Source organism: Nocardioides sp. (assembly GCF_964229035.1).
Taxonomy (GTDB): Bacteria; Actinomycetota; Actinomycetes; order Propionibacteriales; family Nocardioidaceae; genus Nocardioides.
Genome location: NZ_CAXRAZ010000065.1, coordinates 19671 through 37047, shown reverse-complemented (window position 1 = coordinate 37047; position 17377 = coordinate 19671). Strand labels below are relative to the sequence as shown.

The window sequence follows — 17377 nt, the reverse complement described above, 5'->3', positions numbered from 1 at the left end:
GCCCGTCACCCGGGCAACGGGCTCGGTGTCGGCGCCGCTCGCGCGACCCGGTAGGTCAGGGTGGCGGTCATCGACCCGGCCAACTCGCTCCCGCCCACGGTGACGCTCACACGGTGCCTGCCGACGCCGCTACGTGGCAGGAGTGTGCCCATGCTCGTCGTCAGCATCCCGACCACGCGGCCCTCACGCCGTGCGACCCGGCGGCCGTCGAGGCGCACGAGGATGCTGACGCGCGTCGTCCGCGACAGGCGTAGCCGCAGTGTCAGCGGCGGCTGGTCCTGCGGCTTCCAACTGGTGGCGGGCAGGCTGATCGCGAGGCGTCCCGCCACCGACGGCAGGGGCGCGAGCCTGTCCCGCTGAGCACCGGCGGGAGGGCTCAGTGGCGCGATCAGCGCGAGCGCCAGCACACTCGCGAGGGCGCCGGCGCGTCCGGCGCCCCGGACCCGTCGTCGCAGGGCACGGACACGGTCGCTGGCGAAGAGGGGCATGGGCACTCCTGGGGGTGGAGGTCCCGAGAGGGGGTGCCCCGAGTCTGGCAGATCCGCGCCCGCCTCAGCGGAACGCCTGCTCGCCCGTGAGCGCCTTGCCGATGACGAGCTGGTGCACCTCGGAGGTGCCCTCGTAGGTGAGCACCGACTCGAGGTTGAGCGCGTGGCGCAGCACCGGGTAGTCGAGGGTGATGCCGGCGGCGCCGAGCAGGGTGCGGCACTCGCGCGCGATGGCGATCGCCTCGCGCACGCTGTTGAGCTTGCCGAGGCTGACCTGCTCGGGGGTGAGGCGCCCGTCGTCCTTGAGGCGGCCGAGGTGGACGGCGAGGAGCAGGCCCTTGCCGAGCTCGAGCGCCATGTCGGCGACCTTGGCCTGGGTGAGCTGGAAGGAGCTGAGCGGACGCTCGAAGATCGACCGGTCGGCGGCGTAGGCGAGGGTGGCGTCGAGACAGTCCCGAGCGGCGCCGAGGGCGCCGAAGATGATCCCGAAGCGCGCTTCGTTGAGGCACGACAGCGGCCCGCGCAGCCCGGTCACCTCGGGCAGCACGGCGTCGGCCGGCAGTCGCAGCGAGTCGAAGGAGAGCTCGCCGGTGAGGGAGGCGCGCAACGAGAGCTTGCGGGGCACCTCCACCGCGGTGAAGCCCGGCGTGTCGGTGGGGACGACGAATCCCCGCACGCCCTCATCGGTCCGGGCCCACACCACGGCCACGTCGGCGACCGGGCCGTTCGTGATCCACATCTTCGACCCGTCGAGCACCCAGTCGTCGCCGTCGCGGCGGGCGCGGGTGCGCATCGCGGCCGGATCGGAGCCGGCGTCGGCCTCGGTGAGTCCGAAGCAGCCGATCGCCTCCCCCGCGGCCATGCGCGGCAACCACTCCCGGCGCTGCTCCTCGCTGCCCCACCGGTGGATCGCGAACATCGCGAGCGACCCCTGCACCGATACCAGCGAGCGCAGGCCGGAGTCGACGGCCTCCAGCTCGAGGCAGGCGAGCCCGTAGGCCGTGGCGCTCGTGCCCGCGCAGCCGTAGCCCTCCAGGTGCATGCCGAGCAGGCCCAGCCGTCCGAGCTCGGGGGCGAGCTCGCGCGCCGGCAGCGTGCCGGCCTCGAACCAGTCGGCGATGTGCGGGCGCACCCGGATGTCGACGAAGGAGCGCACGGTCTCGCGGATCGTGCGCTCCTCCTCGCTGAGCAGGGAGTCGATGGCGAAGAGCTCGGTCGGCGAGAGGGCCACGGCCGTCGTCCTCAGGCCTGGGGGGCGTGGGTCTGGGCGTGGGCGTCGATCTCGGCCAGCAGCCGCGCGCGCACGTCGTCCGGGGCGAAGGAGGCCCGCGCCGCGGCCCGGGCGAGCTCGGCCACCCCGCCGGCGTCGAGACCGAGCAGGTCGGCGGCCACCGCGTACTCCTGGTTGAGCGAGGTGTTGAACATCGAGGGGTCGTCGGAGTTGATCGTCACCGTCACCCCGGCCTCGACGAAGGTGGGCAGCGGGTGCTCGGCGAGCGAGGGCACCGCACGCGTGGCCACGTTGGACGACGGGCACACCTCGAGCGGGATGCCCGTCTCGGCCAGGTGGGCCAGCAGCTCGGGGTCCTGAGCGGACGACGTGCCGTGCCCGATGCGCTCGGCGCCGAGCTCCCGCAGCGACGTCCACACGGTGGCGGGGCCGGTGGTCTCGCCGGCGTGCGGCACCGAGCGCAGGCCGGCGGCGCGCGCCTGCGCGAAGTGCGGGATGAACCAGTCGCGCGGGACGCCGATCTCCGGACCGCCGAGGCCGAAGCCGACGAGCCCCTCGGGGGCGTGCTTCAGCGCGTACTCGAGGGTGGCGTCGGCGGCGGGGACGCCCGACTCCCCCGGGATGTCGTAGATCCAGCGCAGCACGAGGCCGAGGTCGCGCTCGAGCGCGATGCGAGCGTCCTCGATGGCCTCGGTGTAGGCCTCGATGGCCATGCCGCGGTCGGGGTCGTCGGGCAGCACGGAGGTGTAGGGCGTGCAGGTGAGCTCGGCGTAGCCCACCTGCTGGCCGAGGGCGAGCTCACGGCCCACCTCGTAGGTCAGGTAGCGCACGTCCTCGGGGGTGCGCACGAGGTCGACGACGGCGAGGTAGACCTCGACGAAGTGCGCGAAGTCGCGGAAGGCGAAGAAGTCGCGCAGCTGCTCGGGGTCGGCGGGGACGACGCCCGGGTGCCGCGCTGCGAGCTCGGCCACGATCGACGGCGAGGCCGAGCCGACGTGGTGCACGTGCAGCTCGGCCTTCGGCAGTCCGGCGATGAAGGCGGTCAGGTCGGTGGTGGACGAGGAGTTCGACACCCCTCAGGTCTACCACCGCCCGCGCGCTCACCGCGGCCCGGTCACTGCAGCTCGGCGAGGATGTTCTTCGCGATGTCGTCGATGGTGCGGCCGTTGTCGTAGACCTTGCCGTCGAGCAGCACGGTGGGCGTGCCGGTGACACCCGCCTTCTGCGCCTCGGCGGTCGCCTCACTCACCCAGTCCTTGCGGGCGACGTTGCGGATGTCGTCGCCGACCTCCGCCTCGTCGGCACCGGCCTCGACGGCGAGCTTGACGAGGTCGTCGTTGCTCACCGAGCCCGGGTCCTGCTCGGAGGGCTGGTTCTCGAAGAGCAGGTCGTGGAACTTCTTGGCGACCTCGGGGCCGGAGGCGTCCTTGACCACGGCGAAGGCGCTGGCGGCGCGGATCGGGTAGTCGCCGATCTGGCTCAGCAGGTCGAACGGGCGGTACTCGACGTAGACCTTGCCGTCGGAGGCGAGCTGCGCGAAGTCGTCACGGGTGGCCGCCTCGAACTCGCGGCAGAAGGGGCAGAGGAAGTCCTCGTAGACGATCACCTGGTGGGGCGCGCTCTTGTCGCCGATCGCGACGCCGTACTCGCTCGAGCCCGCGGGGGCGGCCACGACGTCCTTCTTGCTCGCCAGGCTCACCACCACCGCGCCACCGATGATGAGGACGACGGCCGCGACCACGCCGATGATCGTGAAGAGCCGGCGGCGTGCCTCGCGCTTGGCCTGGGCCGCGCGCAGCTCGGCGGCCTTCTGCCGCCGGTCGGCCTTCTCGTTCTTGGTGGAGGACATCAGCTTCCGGCTCCTTCGACGGGGGTGGGGTGGATGAGCGGGGCGGGCAGCAGCAAGGCCTGGAGGGCCAGCCGCGTGCGGCGCAGGGCGATGAGGGCGACCGAGCCGGCGAGCAGGGCGGCGTCGCGCGCCATCTCCCACGGGTAGGACGACGCGGCGCCGGCGTCGGCTCCACCGCCGCCGAAGCAGCCGCAGTCGATCGCGATGCCGCGCGCCCACACCGAGGCGATGCCGATGAGGAAGGCCACGAGCAGCAGCCCGGAGACCACGGCGGCGGCGCGGGTGAACAGCCCGACCACCAGCAGCAGTCCGACACCGATCTCGATCGCCGGCAGCACCGTGCCCACGGCCTCAGCGAGTCCGCCGGGCAGCAGCTGGTAGGCCCGCACGGCGGCGATGCTGGCGTCGGGGTGGGTCAGCTTGAGCGCGCCGGCCACCAGCCACACGGCGCCCACCACGATGCGGGCCGCCAGCCCGAACCAGGGGGCATCGTCGCGGCGCACGCCGACGGCGCGCGCGGCGGCGGGGGCGGTCGTGCTCACCCCTGCAGGCTAGAGGCCCGCGCTGAGCGGCACCTGAGAGCGGCGCGGCACGGGCCACAGGCCCCGCGGACGGCGGGACCTCCGTCGCTGTGCACGCGGGGCTCGGGCCACCCGCGCGTGGGCGTAAGGTGGCGCGTCGTGAACGAGAGACTGGTCTGGATCGACTGCGAGATGACCGGGCTGAGCCTGCAGAACGACGCACTCGTCGAGGTGGCGGCCCTGGTCACCGACTTCGACCTGAACGTGCTCGGCGAGGGCGTCGACGTGATCATCAAGCCGCCCGCCGAGGCGCTGAAGCAGATGATCGAGTTCGTCCGCAACATGCACGCCAACTCCGGTCTGCTCGACGAGCTCTCCGGGGGCGTCACCCTCGCCGAGGCCGAGGAGCAGGTGATGGCTTACCTGCGCGAGCACTGCACTCCCGACTCCCGCCCCCCGCTAGCGGGCAACTCGGTGGCCACCGACCGCGGCTTCCTGGCCCGCGACATGGCCGAGCTCGACGGCTTCCTGCACTACCGCATCGTCGACGTCTCCTCGATCAAGGAGCTCGCCAAGCGCTGGTACCCGAAGGCCTACTTCAACGCACCCACCAAGCGCGGCAACCACCGTGCGCTCGCCGACATCCAGGAGAGCATCGAGGAGCTGCGCTACTACCGCGAGACCGTGTTCGCCGCCGCCCCCGGCCCCGACTCCGACGCCGCGAGGGCCGCCGCCGCCAAGCACGGCGGGTCGATCACCGGCCTCGGCGCCTGAGGCCGCTTCGTCGATACCGATTCAACGTTCACCCGCCGATACGTCTACACTCGTGCCCGCTCGACCGCAGTCGGCCGAGCGATGGTGGGTGTAGCTCAGCTGGTAGAGCACCTGGTTGTGGTCCAGGTGGCCGCGGGTTCAAGTCCCGTCACTCACCCCACTGCTCCAACAGAGCGCGACGAGAGCCCCCGGCCATCGGCCGGGGGCTCTCGTCGTGCTGCGGGCGTCGCGCTCAGGCGCCGGCCGGCAGCCCGAAGCGCCCCTTCTGGAAGTCCTCGTAGGCGTCGATGACCTCCTGGCGGGTGTTCATCACGAACGGCCCCGCCCAGGCGATCGGCTCGCGGATCGGGCGGCCACCGAGCACCACCACCTCCAGCTTCGGAGCGCGGGTCTCCTGACGCTCGTCGGCGGTGATGGTGATGTAGTCGCCCGCGCCGAGCACGGCCGTCTGGCCCATGCGCACGGCCGCGCTCTCGGGCGAGCCGACCGTGCCGGCGCCCGCGAGCACGTAGACCAGCGCGTTGTGGTCGACGTTCCACGGCAGGTCGAGGCGGGCGCCGGGCTCGACGGTGGCGTGGATCATCGTCATCGGCGTGTGGGTCATGCCGGGGCCGGCGTGCCCGGCGACCTCACCGGCGATCACCCGCACCAGCGCGCCGGCGTCCTCGCTGGCGAGCAGCGCGACCTCGCCGGAGCGGAGGTCCTGGTAGCGCGGCGTGGTCAGCTTGGCCTCGCGCGGCAGGTTCACCCACAGCTGCAGGCCGTGGAACAGGCCGCCCGAGGCCACGAGCGACTCCGGCGGCGCCTCGATGTGCAGCAGCCCGCTGCCCGCGGTCATCCACTGCGTGTCGCCGTTGGTGATGGTGCCGCCGCCACCGTGGCTGTCCTGGTGATCGAAGGTGCCGTCGATGATGTAGGTGACGGTCTCGAAGCCGCGGTGCGGGTGCCAGGAGGTGCCCTTGGGCTCGCCCGGCGCGTACTCCACCTCGCCCATCTGGTCCATCATGATGAACGGGTCGAGGTGGCGCAGGTCGACGCCGGCGAAGGCGCGCCGCACCGGGAACCCCTCCCCCTCGTAGCCCTGCGGAGCGGTGGTCACCTGCCACACCGGGCGCGGCTGATCGCCCAGCCCGGGGCCGCTCACGCGGGGCAGCACGGTCAGGTCGTCGACGGTGATGGCGGGCATCGGTACCTCCGGGTGTGAGGGTCGCCGGCGATGCGGCGGCTCGGCGATGGTTGCCTTGTCAACCACTCTAGCGCACCCGGTGTTCCCGCCCCTCGGCCAGAGGGCCGAAGGTCCCCTCCGGCACGAGGACGTCGACCGTGGCCGACCTCCCCCGCGCACGCGAGGCTGGCGCCATGGACCAGGGACTGCTGAGCGACCTCCCCCGCGGTGCCGTCATCGTCGGCGTCGACGGCTCCCCTCCCGCCGAGCGGGCCCTCGACCACGCGGCAGCGCAGGCGGCGCAGGAGCGTCGTCCACTGGTCGTGGCGGCCGCGCGCGAGTGGGAGAAGCATGGCGCGGAGGCGATCACCGCCGACGCGGCGGGCCGCGCGATCACGGCCCACCCCGGCCTGAGCGTCACCACCCTCGTGGACGACGGCGACCCGCGCCTGCTCTTCCTCGACCTCTCCCGCCACGCGCACCTGCTCGTGCTGGGCTCGCGCGGACGCGGCCCCGTGCGCAGCCTCCTGCTCGGCTCGGTCAGCGCCACCACCGCCCGGATCACGGAGTGTCCGCTGCACGTGGTGCGCCCCCGCGACGAGCGCGACCCCGCAGAGGGGAGCCGCGCGGGCGTGCTCGTCGCCGCCGACGGAGCCCCCGAGTCGCGTCCCGTGCTCGAGCACGCCTTCGCCCAGGCCGAGCTGCTCGGGGTGCCGCTGCACGTCGTCCACTGGGCCTGGGACGCGGCCGCCGCACTCAGCGGCACGGACCGCCTCCGCGTCGCGGACACCGAGGAGCTCAGCCTGCTGCTCGCCGAGGGCATCGCCGGTCTCAGCGAGAAGCACCCCGACGTGTCGGTGACCCTCGGGGCGCGCCACGGCCTCGTGGACGCCGCCCTCGCCGCCGACTCGGCACGCTGGGACCTCGTCGTGGTCGGGCGCCACCCGCTCGACTCGCTGGCGCGACTGGTCACCGGCTCGGTGGCCACCGCCGTGCTCGAGCGTGCCCACACCACGGTGGCCGTGGTGCCGATCGGTCGCTGAGGCCCGCGCGCGGCCGCTGCGCCGCCACCACCTGCGGCGCGGCTAGGGTGCGGCCATGACCCGCTACGACGTCGTCGTCGTCGGCGGCGGCCACAACGCGCTCACCGCGGCCGCCTACCTCGCCCGCGCCGGCTGCTCGGTGCTCGTGCTCGAGCGCCTGGCGCACGTCGGCGGCGCCGCCGTGTCGGCGCAGGCGTTCGACGGCGTGCCGACCCGCCTCTCGCGCTACTCCTACCTCGTGTCGCTGCTCCCGCAGCGGATCGTGTCCGACCTCGGGCTCCGGCTCGACCTCGTGAGCCGGCCCGTCGCCAGCTACTCCCCCGTGCAGCGTGGCGGGCGAGCGACCGGCCTGCTCGTCGAGCGCGAGGAGGGCGAGGCGACCCGCGCCTCCTTCCGCGACCTCACCGGATCCGATGCCGAGTACGACGCCTGGCGCGCGTTCTACGCGGGTGTCGGCGACCTCGCGGCGGCGGTGGCGCCGACGCTCACCGAGGAGCTGCCGCTCGAGTCGAGCCTGCGCTCGCAGGTGGACGCCGATCTGTGGCGCGACGTGGTCGAGGAGCCCCTCGGCCGCGCGATCATGCGTCGGTTCCGCGACGACCTGGTGCGCGGCGTCGTGGCCACCGACGCGCTCATCGGCACCTTCGCCTCCCTGCACGACGCGAGCCTGGCCCAGAACCGCTGCTTCCTCTACCACCTCATCGGCAACGGCACCGGGGAGTGGCGGGTGCCGGTGGGCGGCATGGGCGCCGTCACCGACGCCCTCGCGAGGGCCGCGACCGAGGCCGGTGCCGAGATCCGCACCGGCGCCGGTGTCAGCGCGATCCGTCCCGGCCCCGACGAGGTCGAGGTCGCCTGGCACGACGGCGAGTGCGAGCACGTCGTCCACGCGGGCCACGTGCTCGCCGGCGTCGCGCCGTGGGTGCTGCAGATCCTGCTCGGTGGCGAGGAGGATCCCACCACCAAGCCGGTGGGCTCGCAGCTGAAGATCAACCTGCTGCTCTCGCGGCTCCCGCGGCTGCGCTCGGGCCTCGACCCCGCCGTCGCCTTCGCCGGCACGCTGCACCTGGCAGAGGCGGCCTCCGACCTCGAGGTCGCCTGGGCTGCCGCCCGGCGCGGCGAGCTGCCCGATCCCCTGCCCGGCGAGGTCTACTGCCACTCGCTCACCGATCCGAGCATCCTCGGCGACGTGCCCGCCGGCACGCACACGCTCACCTACTTCGGCCTCCACACCCCGGCCGACCTGTTCGACCGCGACCCCGGCCTCAAGGACGAGGCGGTTCGCCGCGCCATCGCCTCCCTGGACGCCGTGCTCGACGAGCCGATCGAGCCGCTCCTGCTGCGCGACGGCGAGGGGCGACCCTGTCTGGAGGCCAAGATCCCCCAGGACGTCGAGGCCGACCTCGCCATGCCCGGCGGCCACCTCTTCCACGGTCCGCTCGAGTGGCCGTGGGCCTCGGCGCACGCGCGCCTCGACACCCCGGCGGAGCGCTGGGGCGTGCAGACGGGCCACGACCGCGTGCTGCTGTGCGGCTCGGGGGCGCGCCGCGGCGGCGCCGTCTCGGGCCTCGGCGGCCACAACGCGGCGCACGCCGTGCTGGCTGCGCGGTGACGCCCCCTCGATTTCGTGTGACCCGGGGCCGCTGGTAACGTTTCCTCTCGCGTTACCGCAAGCGCCATTAGCTCAATTGGCAGAGCAGCTGACTCTTAATCAGCGGGTTCGGGGTTCGAGTCCCTGATGGCGTACCGCAGCGAAGGCCCCGCCGGACCAGTTCCGGCGGGGCCTTCGTCGTCCTGCGGGGAAGTGCCACGCGCGATCGTCAGTCGCGCCCGGCGCGGCGCGGGATGATCCCACCCGCGAAGAGCGCCGCCAGCACCAGCACCGGCTGGAAGAACAGTCGGATGAGCCGTGCTCGGTCGGTGTCGAGCCCGAAGGCGTCGACACCCTCGACGTACTGGGCGATGTTGCCCGGGAAGATCGCCACGTAGAAGGCGGCCAGCAGCAGCCCCACGCCGCGGCGGCGCTTCGGCAGCAGGAGCAGGGCGGCACCGAGACCGATCTCGGCCACGCCCGAGCCCACCACGACGACGTCCTCGTCGATCGGGATCCACGACGGCACCTGGGCCTGGAACTCCTCCCGCGCCGTTGTCAGGTGCAGCGTGCCCGCTGCCGTCATGAAGACACCGAGCAGGAGGCGCACCGCGTTCTGGAGGCGGGTCACCTCGTCAGCGTAGCCGCGCCGCCGGAGGCAGCGCGCGGACCGGCGCGGACCCGTGTCGTCCTACCCCGACGGGGTACTGCCGCAGGCGATCCGACGCACGTGAGGAGCAGCGAAGTGGCCGACAACCACGACGTCGCAGCGGCCCTGGCCGCGGCCGCGATGGACATCAACGGTCCGCGATCGCTCGAGGACACCCTCGACGCCATCGTCCACGCCGCTCGTGACACCGTGCCCGGCTTCGACCACGTGGGCATCTCGCTGACCCACCGCGACGGGCGGATCGAGACCCGCGCCGGCACCGGGAAGCTGGTGTGGCAGGTCGACGAGCTGCAGTACTCCCTGCACGCCGGCCCGTGCTACGACGCGATCACCAACGGCGGCGTCACGGTGATGGACGACGTCCGCACCGAGGAGCGCTGGCCCACCTACGTCGCCGAGGTGGCCGAGCTCGGCCTTCGCGCACAGATGGGCCTGCAGCTCGGGGACGACGACACCACGCTCGGCGGCCTCAACTTCTACTCCCTCTCCCCCGGCGTCGACGCCGACGCCGTGCAGCTCGCCGAGCTCTTCGCCGCCCACGCCTCGATCGCCCTCGGTCGCGCACGCTTCGAGCACCAGCTGCGCGAGTCCGTGGCCTCGCGGCAGGTGATCGGCACCGCCGTGGGCATCCTCATGGAGCGCTACCGCATCCCGGAGGACCGCGCGTTCCAGTTCCTGGTGCGCACCTCGAGCACCAGCAACATCAAGCTGCGCGAGATCGCGCAGGAGCTGGTGGCCACCAGCAGTGAGGGCTACCGCGAGCCCGACCCGGTCTGAGCGGCGTGGGCCCGCCCTCAGCTCGGGCGCACGGCCGCGACGTCGATCCACGAGGTGACGACGCGACCGGCGTGCTCGTAGGTGACGAGCAGGCGGTCGCCGTCACGGCCGGACCGCAGCACGAGGCCGGGCACGGCGCCGTCCTCGAGGTCGACGAGGACGAGGCTCTGGGGGTTCACAGGATCTCCGACCTGCAGGGCCCGGGGGCGGGGCCAGGAGCGGCCCGCGTCTTGAGCCGCACCTCGCCAGGCTAGGCACGCCCACCAAGGCCAGCTCCCGAGCGAGGTGCGATCAGCTCGAGTGGTGCCAGAACAGCTCGGCCGCGAGGACGACGTCCGCGGCGTGCAGCTCGGCCGGCTCCAGCACCATCGCCTCGGGCCCGGCCGCGAGCAGCAGCATCCCGACGCGTCGCTCCACCGGCGGCAGCAGGTCGACGTCGACGACCACCGACTCCTCGTCGTCCTCGACGAAGGCGACGTGCTCGGCGTAGAAGTCGGGCGCCCACCGTGCCGACTGCGGCAGCAGCAGTCGCACCCGCGTGGTGGCCCGCTGCTCGGCGAGCAGCCGCTCGAGGTCGTCAGGCCAGGCGACGACCTCGCCGTCGACGACCTCGGCCTCCCGCAGGTTCGACACCAGGTAGGTGCGCAGCCTGCCGAGGTCGTCGGGCGGCCCGGCGTCGACCTCCCACCCGCGGCGCGTCTGCACGAGCCGATAGGGGTGAACGACGCGCTCGGTGACGCCGTGGGCCCAGGAGCGGGAGTAGACGATGCGCACGGCCCGACGCTGCTCGACGGCCTCCCGCATGCGAGCGAGCATCTCGGCGCCCCCGCCGGCCGCCTCGCCGTGCGCGGCCGCACCGGGCCCGCTCTCGCCGAACACGCTCTCGCCGAACATGGTCTCGGCGAGCCCGTCGACCGCCTCGGCGAGATCGGTGTTGTGGGGCTCGACCTCGAGGAGCGCGAGCGCCGCGGTGTAGACCAGGCCAAGCTCGCCGGCGTCGACGTACTCGACGCCGAGGTCGGGGCGCTCGGCCACGATGCGCACGATCTCGGCGGAGTTGGGATCCTCCTCGGAGCCGTCGGGTCCGAGGAACTCGAGCACCTCGGGCCGAGCCAGACCCATGAGCCAGTCGACCTCGGCGGCGTCGGCGGCGTAGAAGGCCAGGAGGTCCTCGCGCAGCTCGGCGACGGGCACGCCCAGGTCGGCGGCCAGGCGGGCGAGCGGCACGCCCTCGGGCTCGCGGGCCAACCGCTCGAACACCGCCGGCAGTCGGGCGATGCGCGTGACGTAGCGCGGGGTGCTCACGACTCCCCCTCGGCCGGGTCGATGCCGGCGGCCGCGGCGAGCGAGGCGAGGATCTCGGCGCGGATCTCGGGCGGGCCGACGATGCGCACGCGACGTCCGAGCTCGTTGAGGCGCGCACGGAGAGCGGCGCGGTGCGTGACGCGGTAGCGCAGCCGGACGCGCTCGCCACCCTCGCCACTCCCGCCAGCCTCACCAGTGGGCGCGGTGGACGCCGGTGCCGCCTCGCGCGAGGCCCACGGGCCGAGCCAGCGCTCGACGTCGGGCACGAAGGCCGCCTCGGTCTCGAGCTCGACGTCGATCGGCTCGTCGACCTGCCAGGTCATCGGGTGCAGGCCGGGATGGCGGGCCACCTGCACCCGCTGCGCCGACCCCGGGCGATCGCCGACGGGGTCGCTCATCCGCGACACGACGAAGGCCTTGACCAGGGGGGTCACCGCGCCGTCCTCGAGCCCGCGCAGGTACCACGTGCCGTTCTGGTTGCGCACGCTCTCGGGGTGCACCACGCGCGGCGTGCCCTTGTAGCCGAAGCGCAGCAGGCGCTGCTCGCGCACCGCGTCGACCACCCGGCCGAGGCGTGCGGGGTCCACGAGGGCCGCGGCACTGGAGGCGGGGGCCTCGATGTCGGCGGGGCGCGCGTCGTCCGGGAGCCCGAGGCGCTGGACGAGGTCGGCACGGTCGGCGAGGAGCACGGCGCGGCGCAGCGCGGCCTGCTGCGGCATCGTGAGCCGCACCCGCAGCCGGTTGTCGACGGTGGTCATCACGTAGCGGGCCGCGCCCCCGCGCTCGCCGACGTTCTCGATGCGCCAGCCCTGGCTCTCGAGGTGGCGCAGCTCGCGGCTGAGCTGGGTGCCGGGGTCGGCCCCGGTGAACCCGGCGATCCGGGCGAGCGTCACGCCGTCGACGCCGTGGGTGCCGGCGTGCTGGAGCGCGGCCGCCACGCGGACGACGCGCTCCATCGGCCCCCGCTGGTCGCGCCCGGTCATGGTCCCCCTCCTCGCGCGGCGTCCCGGCGCCGCGGCGTCAGCCTAGTCAGCGCGGCGATCGGCGGACGTCGTCCTCACAGCCGACACTCCGGGCCGTGAGGAGTCTCGGAGCGGTCTCAGAGGTAAAGGCCCGCAGCCTCGTCGCCGAGCCGCTCCGCGGCCACGGCGTGGACGTCGCGCTCGCGCATGACGACGTAGACCTCACCGGAGACCTCGACCTCGGCCTTCTCCTCGGGGTCGTAGAGCACGCGGTCGCCGGTGACGACGGCGCGGCAGTGCGGGCCCACGGCCACCACGCGCGACCAGGCCAGGCGGCGTGCGCCCATGGCGGCCGTGGCGGGGATGACGATGCCGCCGGATGAGCGGCGCTCACCGGCCTCGCTGTCGGTCTCGCACAGGATCCGGTCGTGCAGCATCTTGATGGGTGTCTTGTCGGACACGCTGAGGCTCCGCGAGGTCGGTCGGGTCAGTCGGTGCTGGTGATCTTGCGGATCACCACGAGCGTGACCACGACGCCCGCCACGATGCCCACCGTCTTGAGGATGTTGTCGGTGCGCGGCTCGCCGGTCTTCTCGTCGACGTAGTACGCCTTCACCTGGGCGACCTCGCGCCCGACGATGGTCTTGGGATGCGAGCGGTAGAGCAGCTGGTCGATGGTGCCGGCGAGGCGCTCGCGCGCCTCCTCGATCTCGCGCTCGATCTCAGAGGGGTTGGTCACCGGGGCAGGCTATCAATCGCGATCGCGCGCGGGTCGAAGCCCCACGGAAGCTCCAACCGGTGGGCGCGCATGAGGGCGTCGTCGGTGAGGACGTCGTAGGTGCGCCCGTCGGCCACCACCCTGCCCCCACTGAGGACGACGGAGCGCGGGCACAGCTCGAGGGCGTAGGGCAGGTCGTGGGTCACCATGAGCACGGTGACGTCGAGTCCGCGCAGGATGTCGGCGAGCTCGCGGCGCGAGGCGGGGTCGAGGTTCGAGCTCGGCTCGTCGAGCACGAGGATCTCGGGTTCCATCGCCAGCACCGTGGCCACGGCGACCCGGCGGCGCTGGCCGAAGGAGAGGTGGTGGGGCGGCCGGTCGGCGAAGTCGGCCATGCCGACCTGCTCGAGCGTCCCCATGACCCGACGGTCGAGCTCGGCACCGCGCAGGCCGAGGTTGGCCGGGCCGAAGGCGACGTCGGCGCGCACCGAGCCCATGAAGAGCTGGTCGTCGGGGTCCTGGAACACGATGCCGACGCGGCGGCGGATCTCGGCGAGGTTCTTCTTCTCCACGGCGAGTCCGCTCACGGCCACCGTGCCCGCGCCGTCGCCGGTGGCCGCACCCAGGATGCCGTTGAGGTGGAGCACCAGCGTGGTCTTGCCCGCCCCGTTGGGCCCGAGCAGCGCGACCCGCTCGCCGCGGTGCACGTGCAGGTCGACCCCGAACAGCGCCTGGTGGCCGTCGGGGTAGGCGAAGGCGAGCTCGCGGACGTCGAGCACGGGCGTCATCGCGTCACTCCCTCACGGTGATCGGTGTGGCGGTGGTCGGTGGTGGGCAGCCGGCCGTCGTAACCCCTCGACAGCATGGCGAGGTGCACGCGCTCGCCGCGCTCGTAGGAGCGGACGAACAGCGCACCCAGGGTACGGGCCAGCGCCGGCCAGTGCCGCGGCGAGCGGGGGTCGACGCCGCGCGAGCGCATGGCGGTGAGCATGCGGGTGAGGTCGGCGCTCACGACGTCGAGGTAGCGCACCATGAAGCCCATGATCTGCACGAGCAGCTCGGGCAGGCGCAGGCGCTGCAGGCCGCGGAGCACCTCGGTGGGCTCGGTGGTGGCGGCGAGGGTGAGCGAGGCGAGCACGCCGAGGGTGCCCTTGACCGCGAAGCCCCAGGCGGCCAGCAGCCCCGGCTCGGAGACCAGGACCTCCCAGCCGAACGGCAGCGGCAGCGCGACCTGCGGGCCGTGCGCGACGAACGGCACGAGCGCGGCGAAGACCAGGAAGGGCACCTCGATCACCAGGCGCGGCAGCAGGTAGCGCAGCGGCACCCGCGCCAGCGCGATCACCGCGAGCAGCAGCACGAGGTGGGCGCCGAAGGCCCAGAACCACTCGCGCGGCGTGGCCACCACGAGGAGCACGAACGCCAGCAGCGCCAGGATCTTCAGGTGCGCCGGGGCGCGGTGCACCGGCGAGTGGCCGTGGAAGTGCAGCCGGTGGCCGTGCCCGGCACCCACGACGGCCCGCGCCTCAGCCGCGGCGCGCGGACGGGTCCGCGGGAGCCGACGAGGACGCCGCGGCGCCCTCGTCGTCCCGTGCTCCGGCGGACCCGCCGCGGCGCCGCAGCAGCAGGAACAGCCCGCTGCCGAGGCCGAGGGTGATCAGGACGCCGACCACGCCCGCGATGCCGCCGCTCAGCCGCTCGTCGTCCACCCCGCGGGTGGAGTAGTCGGCGAAGGGGCTGTCGGTGTCGACGGGGTCGTCGGAGGCGGTGTCGGCGAAGCCGGTCTTGCCGGCGACGTACTCGAGGCCGTCGGGGTGGCTGCTGGCGTAGTAGCTGCCGACGCCGGCGATCAGCAGCACGACGAGCAGGCCGACGGCGAGGAAGCGGCGCTGGCCGAGGCGCGTCATCGGGGCAGCTCCGCATCGAGGGCCGTGGCCGGGCCGGTGACGAGTGCGGAGCGCTGGCCGGCGACGTCGCGCGCGCCGCGCACGAGGTCGGGGCGCGAAGCCATCACGGCGCTCACGACGAGCCCGGTGACGGCGGCCTCGCCGATGCCGATCACCACGTGCCAACCCACCATCGCGCTCAGCACCGTGGAGAAGGCGATGTCGGCGTTGCCGCCTACCTCGAAGAGCAGGGAGAAGACGAAAGCGGCCGCGGGCACCGAGAGCAGGGCGCCGAAGGCGGCCGCCACGGGCACGCTGGCCGGTCGCTTCGGGAGCACCAGGCGGGCGAGGCGGAACAGGCCGTAGCCCACGAAGACGCCGACGAGGGCCATGAGGGTGATGTTGGTGCCGAGCGCGGTGAGGCCGCCGTCGGCCATGAAGAGGGCCTGCACCAGCAGGACGACGCTGATGCACAGGGCAGCCGTCCACGGGCCGACGAGGACGGCGGCCAGCGCACCGCCCAGCAGGTGCCCGCTGGTGCCCGCGCCCACCGGGAAGTTGATCATCTGCCCGGCGAAGACGAAGGCCGCGACGAGGCCGGCCATCGGCGCGGTGCGGTCGTCGAGCTCGGCGCGCGAGCGACGCAGCGCGACGCCCACCCCCGCAGCCGCGACGACCGCGGTGGCGATCGACGTCGGAGCGTCGAGGTATCCATCGGGCACGTGCATCGCAGGGGGCTCCTCACGGCCTCGGACGACGAGGGGCGCGTCACGGGGCGTGTCGTAGGTTGAAGGACGATCGACGTCCACCACCTTATTGCATGCCGGTTGCAACAGCATCACGGCCTCAGGAGCGAGTCATGAGCGAGCAGTCCCGCCTCTCCCCCGGCGACACCGCCCCCGCCGTCACCCTCACCTCCGACACCGGCGAGGAGGTCAGCCTCGCCGACCTCACCGCGCAGGGCCGCAAGGTGATCCTGTACTTCTACCCGGCCGCGATGACGCCGGGCTGCACCAAGCAGGCGTGCGACTTCACCGACTCCCTCGACTCCCTGCAGGCCGCGGGCTACACGGTGGTCGGCGTCTCGAAGGACGCCCCCGCCAAGCTGGCGAAGTTCCGCGAGCGCGACGGCCTCACGATCACCCTGCTCTCCGACCCCGAGCTCGAGGTCCACCGCGCCTACGGGGCGTTCGGCGAGAAGAAGCTCTACGGCAAGGTCGTCGAGGGCGTCATCCGCTCCACCTTCGTCATCGACACCGACGGTCGCGTCGAGCTCGCGCAGTACAACGTCAAGGCCACCGGCCACGTCGCGAAGCTGCGCAAGGACCTCGGACTCGCGGCCTGAGCACCCCGCCGGACACCTCCGACCCCGACGACGGCGCCCGGTGGTCCGCTCGGGCCCGCCCGTGCGGGCCACGGTGTCCGGGACCTTCGCACCGTTCGGTCCTCCACCCTCACCAAGGCCTCACCGATCGCTGGGCCGCCCGGCTCGCCACCCTCTACGCTGGACGACGATGACGGCGTCCACCACTCCCCCGGGCCCGCCGGCCTCACCCGCTCCCGCCCCTCGTCCCACGCCACCGAGAGGTGCTCGGCGCGCGGTCCGACGGCCTCGGCGGCGCGGCGTCCTGCCCGCGCTCATCGCGGTGGGCGTGCTCCTCGTCGGGGGCGCGGCCAGCACGACCTACGGCCTTCTCGCTGAGAAGCAGCGGGAGGAGGCCCAGGCGTCGTCCACGACCGGGGGCAGCGGGTCGGCGCCGGCCGCCGACATCGGCGGCCCCCGCCTGGAGGGTCGGGGCTACGTCGTCCAGCTGCCCGCAGGGTGGAACGACGCCACGGCGAGCTTCAAGCGCGAGAACCCCTCCTACGTCAGCATCGACCGGGTCGGGGCCTGGGGCGCCACCGCTGCCGACGCGCGGGCGAGCCTGCTCGTCGAGACCCAGTCCGCACAGGGCGTCACCGATCTCGACGTCCTCGCCGACCGATGGCGATCGGTGCTCCTCGGAGGCGATCGGACCGCGCGCATCACGGGCGAGCCGACCGCCGACATCGACGGGCAACCCGCCCTGAGCGTGCGCGTCACCCGCACCGTGGCCGGCGGGGTGAGGCTCGTGCAGCAGTCCCATCTCGTCGTCGCCGACGACGTGGCCTACTCCATCACCGCCACCGTGCAGGAGGGCGACGCCGACGCGCTCACCGCCTTCGGTCGCATCCTCACCACCTGGCGCTGGTCGGCCTCCTGAGGCGGCACGAGCTCCGCCCACCCTCCGCACCCCGCCGCCCGACGCCCCCTAGACTCGGCGCCGCAGCCGAGCCGGAGTGGTGGAACTGGCAGACACGCAGGATTTAGGTTCCTGTGCCTTCGGGTGTGCGGGTTCGAGTCCCGCCTCCGGCACGCTG

At 73.4% G+C, this 17377-nt stretch carries 22 protein-coding genes and 3 tRNA genes; 9 read left to right on the top strand and 16 right to left on the bottom strand.

Annotated features, from left to right (window positions below; translation table 11 throughout):
• Positions 1 to 5: 5 nt before the first annotated feature.
• The 5 genes from ACERUN_RS18730 to ACERUN_RS18710 form a co-directional block, all read right to left on the bottom strand.
• Complete coding sequence (locus tag ACERUN_RS18730) at positions 6 to 488, bottom strand: hypothetical protein (RefSeq protein ID WP_370291625.1); 483 nt, start codon at positions 486 to 488, stop codon at positions 6 to 8.
• A gap of 64 nt (positions 489 to 552) precedes the next feature.
• A complete protein-coding gene (locus tag ACERUN_RS18725) occupies positions 553 to 1719 on the bottom strand; it encodes an acyl-CoA dehydrogenase family protein (RefSeq protein WP_370291624.1) in 1167 nt (388 codons plus the stop codon).
• Between the two features lie 11 nt (positions 1720 to 1730).
• Entirely contained in the window at positions 1731 to 2792 is a 1062-nt protein-coding gene (locus ACERUN_RS18720; RefSeq protein ID WP_370291623.1) for an adenosine deaminase, read from the bottom strand.
• 41 nt (positions 2793 to 2833) lie between these two features.
• A complete protein-coding gene (locus tag ACERUN_RS18715; RefSeq protein WP_370291622.1) occupies positions 2834 to 3568 on the bottom strand; it encodes a thioredoxin domain-containing protein in 735 nt (244 codons plus the stop codon).
• The gene (locus tag ACERUN_RS18710; protein WP_370291621.1) at positions 3568 to 4110 is read right to left on the bottom strand and encodes a MauE/DoxX family redox-associated membrane protein; all 543 of its coding nucleotides are present in this window, start codon (positions 4108 to 4110) and stop codon (positions 3568 to 3570) included. Before ACERUN_RS18710 ends, ACERUN_RS18715 begins: the two co-directional genes overlap by 1 nt.
• A gap of 138 nt (positions 4111 to 4248) precedes the next feature.
• Between ACERUN_RS18710 and orn the strand changes: the two genes are divergently transcribed.
• A complete protein-coding gene (gene orn / locus ACERUN_RS18705; RefSeq protein WP_370291620.1) occupies positions 4249 to 4863 on the top strand; it encodes an oligoribonuclease in 615 nt (204 codons plus the stop codon).
• A gap of 84 nt (positions 4864 to 4947) precedes the next feature.
• Positions 4948 to 5023: transfer RNA gene (locus tag ACERUN_RS18700), tRNA-His, on the top strand.
• Positions 5024 to 5095: 72 nt separating this feature from the next.
• Here the strand turns inward: ACERUN_RS18700 and ACERUN_RS18695 are convergent.
• Positions 5096 to 6049 carry a pirin family protein gene (locus tag ACERUN_RS18695; RefSeq protein ID WP_370291619.1) on the bottom strand — a complete coding sequence of 318 codons (954 nt, stop codon included), beginning with the start codon at positions 6047 to 6049 and terminating at the stop codon, positions 5096 to 5098.
• A 173-nt stretch (positions 6050 to 6222) separates the two neighbouring features.
• Between ACERUN_RS18695 and ACERUN_RS18690 the strand changes: the two genes are divergently transcribed.
• The 3 genes from ACERUN_RS18690 (at position 6223) to ACERUN_RS18680 (ending at position 8817) form a co-directional block, all read left to right on the top strand.
• Positions 6223 to 7071 (top strand): universal stress protein, encoded by an 849-nt coding sequence (locus ACERUN_RS18690; RefSeq protein WP_370291618.1) that lies wholly within the window; start codon positions 6223 to 6225, stop codon positions 7069 to 7071.
• 55 nt (positions 7072 to 7126) lie between these two features.
• The gene (locus ACERUN_RS18685; protein WP_370291617.1) at positions 7127 to 8683 is read left to right on the top strand and encodes a phytoene desaturase family protein; all 1557 of its coding nucleotides are present in this window, start codon (positions 7127 to 7129) and stop codon (positions 8681 to 8683) included.
• 61 nt (positions 8684 to 8744) lie between these two features.
• Positions 8745 to 8817, top strand: a tRNA-Lys gene (locus ACERUN_RS18680).
• A gap of 74 nt (positions 8818 to 8891) precedes the next feature.
• On the opposite strand, the gene ACERUN_RS18675 is transcribed toward ACERUN_RS18680, so the two are convergent.
• Positions 8892 to 9248 carry a hypothetical protein gene (locus ACERUN_RS18675; RefSeq protein ID WP_370291689.1) on the bottom strand — a complete coding sequence of 119 codons (357 nt, stop codon included), beginning with the start codon at positions 9246 to 9248 and terminating at the stop codon, positions 8892 to 8894.
• A gap of 159 nt (positions 9249 to 9407) precedes the next feature.
• Between ACERUN_RS18675 and ACERUN_RS18670 the strand changes: the two genes are divergently transcribed.
• On the top strand, positions 9408 to 10109 hold the full coding sequence (locus ACERUN_RS18670) for a GAF and ANTAR domain-containing protein (RefSeq protein WP_370291616.1): 702 nt from the start codon (positions 9408 to 9410) through the stop codon (positions 10107 to 10109).
• Between the two features lie 17 nt (positions 10110 to 10126).
• Here ACERUN_RS18670 and ACERUN_RS18665 read toward each other — a convergent pair whose 3' ends face one another.
• The 9 genes from ACERUN_RS18665 to ACERUN_RS18625 form a co-directional block, all read right to left on the bottom strand.
• Positions 10127 to 10288 (bottom strand): hypothetical protein, encoded by a 162-nt coding sequence (locus tag ACERUN_RS18665; protein WP_370291615.1) that lies wholly within the window; start codon positions 10286 to 10288, stop codon positions 10127 to 10129.
• 112 nt (positions 10289 to 10400) lie between these two features.
• Complete coding sequence (locus ACERUN_RS18660; protein WP_370291614.1) at positions 10401 to 11414, bottom strand: WYL domain-containing protein; 1014 nt, start codon at positions 11412 to 11414, stop codon at positions 10401 to 10403.
• Positions 11411 to 12397, bottom strand: coding sequence for a WYL domain-containing protein (locus ACERUN_RS18655; RefSeq protein ID WP_370291613.1), 987 nt, complete (start codon positions 12395 to 12397; stop codon positions 11411 to 11413). The genes ACERUN_RS18660 and ACERUN_RS18655 overlap by 4 nt, the downstream gene beginning before the upstream one ends.
• 116 nt (positions 12398 to 12513) lie before the next feature.
• Positions 12514 to 12813 carry a co-chaperone GroES gene (locus tag ACERUN_RS18650; protein WP_370291688.1) on the bottom strand — a complete coding sequence of 100 codons (300 nt, stop codon included), beginning with the start codon at positions 12811 to 12813 and terminating at the stop codon, positions 12514 to 12516.
• 50 nt (positions 12814 to 12863) lie between these two features.
• Positions 12864 to 13115 carry a DUF3618 domain-containing protein gene (locus ACERUN_RS18645; protein ID WP_370291612.1) on the bottom strand — a complete coding sequence of 84 codons (252 nt, stop codon included), beginning with the start codon at positions 13113 to 13115 and terminating at the stop codon, positions 12864 to 12866.
• Positions 13112 to 13882, bottom strand: a complete 771-nt coding sequence (locus ACERUN_RS18640) for an energy-coupling factor ABC transporter ATP-binding protein (RefSeq protein ID WP_370291611.1) — start codon at positions 13880 to 13882, stop codon at positions 13112 to 13114. The genes ACERUN_RS18645 and ACERUN_RS18640 overlap by 4 nt, the downstream gene beginning before the upstream one ends.
• Positions 13879 to 14604 (bottom strand): cobalt ECF transporter T component CbiQ, encoded by a 726-nt coding sequence (gene cbiQ / locus ACERUN_RS18635; RefSeq protein WP_370291610.1) that lies wholly within the window; start codon positions 14602 to 14604, stop codon positions 13879 to 13881. Before cbiQ ends, ACERUN_RS18640 begins: the two co-directional genes overlap by 4 nt.
• 13 nt (positions 14605 to 14617) lie before the next feature.
• Positions 14618 to 14998, bottom strand: a complete 381-nt coding sequence (locus ACERUN_RS18630; protein WP_370291609.1) for a PDGLE domain-containing protein — start codon at positions 14996 to 14998, stop codon at positions 14618 to 14620.
• Positions 14995 to 15705: an energy-coupling factor ABC transporter permease gene (locus ACERUN_RS18625; RefSeq protein ID WP_370291608.1), complete on the bottom strand. Its 711-nt coding sequence runs from the start codon at positions 15703 to 15705 to the stop codon at positions 14995 to 14997. Before ACERUN_RS18625 ends, ACERUN_RS18630 begins: the two co-directional genes overlap by 4 nt.
• Positions 15706 to 15836: 131 nt before the next feature.
• On the opposite strand from ACERUN_RS18625, the gene bcp reads away from it, so the two are divergent.
• The 3 genes from bcp (at position 15837) to ACERUN_RS18610 (ending at position 17372) form a co-directional block, all read left to right on the top strand.
• Positions 15837 to 16322, top strand: a complete 486-nt coding sequence (gene bcp / locus ACERUN_RS18620; protein WP_370291607.1) for a thioredoxin-dependent thiol peroxidase — start codon at positions 15837 to 15839, stop codon at positions 16320 to 16322.
• A 301-nt stretch (positions 16323 to 16623) separates the two neighbouring features.
• A complete protein-coding gene (locus ACERUN_RS18615; protein ID WP_372740704.1) occupies positions 16624 to 17220 on the top strand; it encodes a hypothetical protein in 597 nt (198 codons plus the stop codon).
• Positions 17221 to 17290: 70 nt separating this feature from the next.
• Positions 17291 to 17372: transfer RNA gene (locus tag ACERUN_RS18610), tRNA-Leu, on the top strand.
• Positions 17373 to 17377 lie beyond the last annotated feature (5 nt).

Bases quoted from the DNA above. Each gene is read 5' to 3' on its own strand.
- ACERUN_RS18685 (WP_370291617.1), top strand. From the start codon at position 7,127: ATGACCCGCTACGACGTCGTCGTCGTCGGCGGCGGCCACAACGCGCTC.
- ACERUN_RS18695 (WP_370291619.1), bottom strand. From the start codon at position 6,049: ATGCCCGCCATCACCGTCGACGACCTGACCGTGCTGCCCCGCGTGAGC.
- ACERUN_RS18730 (WP_370291625.1), bottom strand. From the start codon at position 488: ATGCCCCTCTTCGCCAGCGACCGTGTCCGTGCCCTGCGACGACGGGTC.
- ACERUN_RS18625 (WP_370291608.1), bottom strand. From the start codon at position 15,705: ATGCACGTGCCCGATGGATACCTCGACGCTCCGACGTCGATCGCCACC.
- ACERUN_RS18675 (WP_370291689.1), bottom strand. From the start codon at position 9,248: ATGACGGCAGCGGGCACGCTGCACCTGACAACGGCGCGGGAGGAGTTC.
- bcp (WP_370291607.1), top strand. From the start codon at position 15,837: ATGAGCGAGCAGTCCCGCCTCTCCCCCGGCGACACCGCCCCCGCCGTC.
- ACERUN_RS18690 (WP_370291618.1), top strand. From the start codon at position 6,223: ATGGACCAGGGACTGCTGAGCGACCTCCCCCGCGGTGCCGTCATCGTC.
- ACERUN_RS18640 (WP_370291611.1), bottom strand. From the start codon at position 13,882: ATGACGCCCGTGCTCGACGTCCGCGAGCTCGCCTTCGCCTACCCCGAC.
- ACERUN_RS18655 (WP_370291613.1), bottom strand. From the start codon at position 12,397: ATGACCGGGCGCGACCAGCGGGGGCCGATGGAGCGCGTCGTCCGCGTG.
- ACERUN_RS18630 (WP_370291609.1), bottom strand. From the start codon at position 14,998: ATGACGCGCCTCGGCCAGCGCCGCTTCCTCGCCGTCGGCCTGCTCGTC.
- ACERUN_RS18715 (WP_370291622.1), bottom strand. From the start codon at position 3,568: ATGTCCTCCACCAAGAACGAGAAGGCCGACCGGCGGCAGAAGGCCGCC.
- ACERUN_RS18650 (WP_370291688.1), bottom strand. From the start codon at position 12,813: ATGCTGCACGACCGGATCCTGTGCGAGACCGACAGCGAGGCCGGTGAG.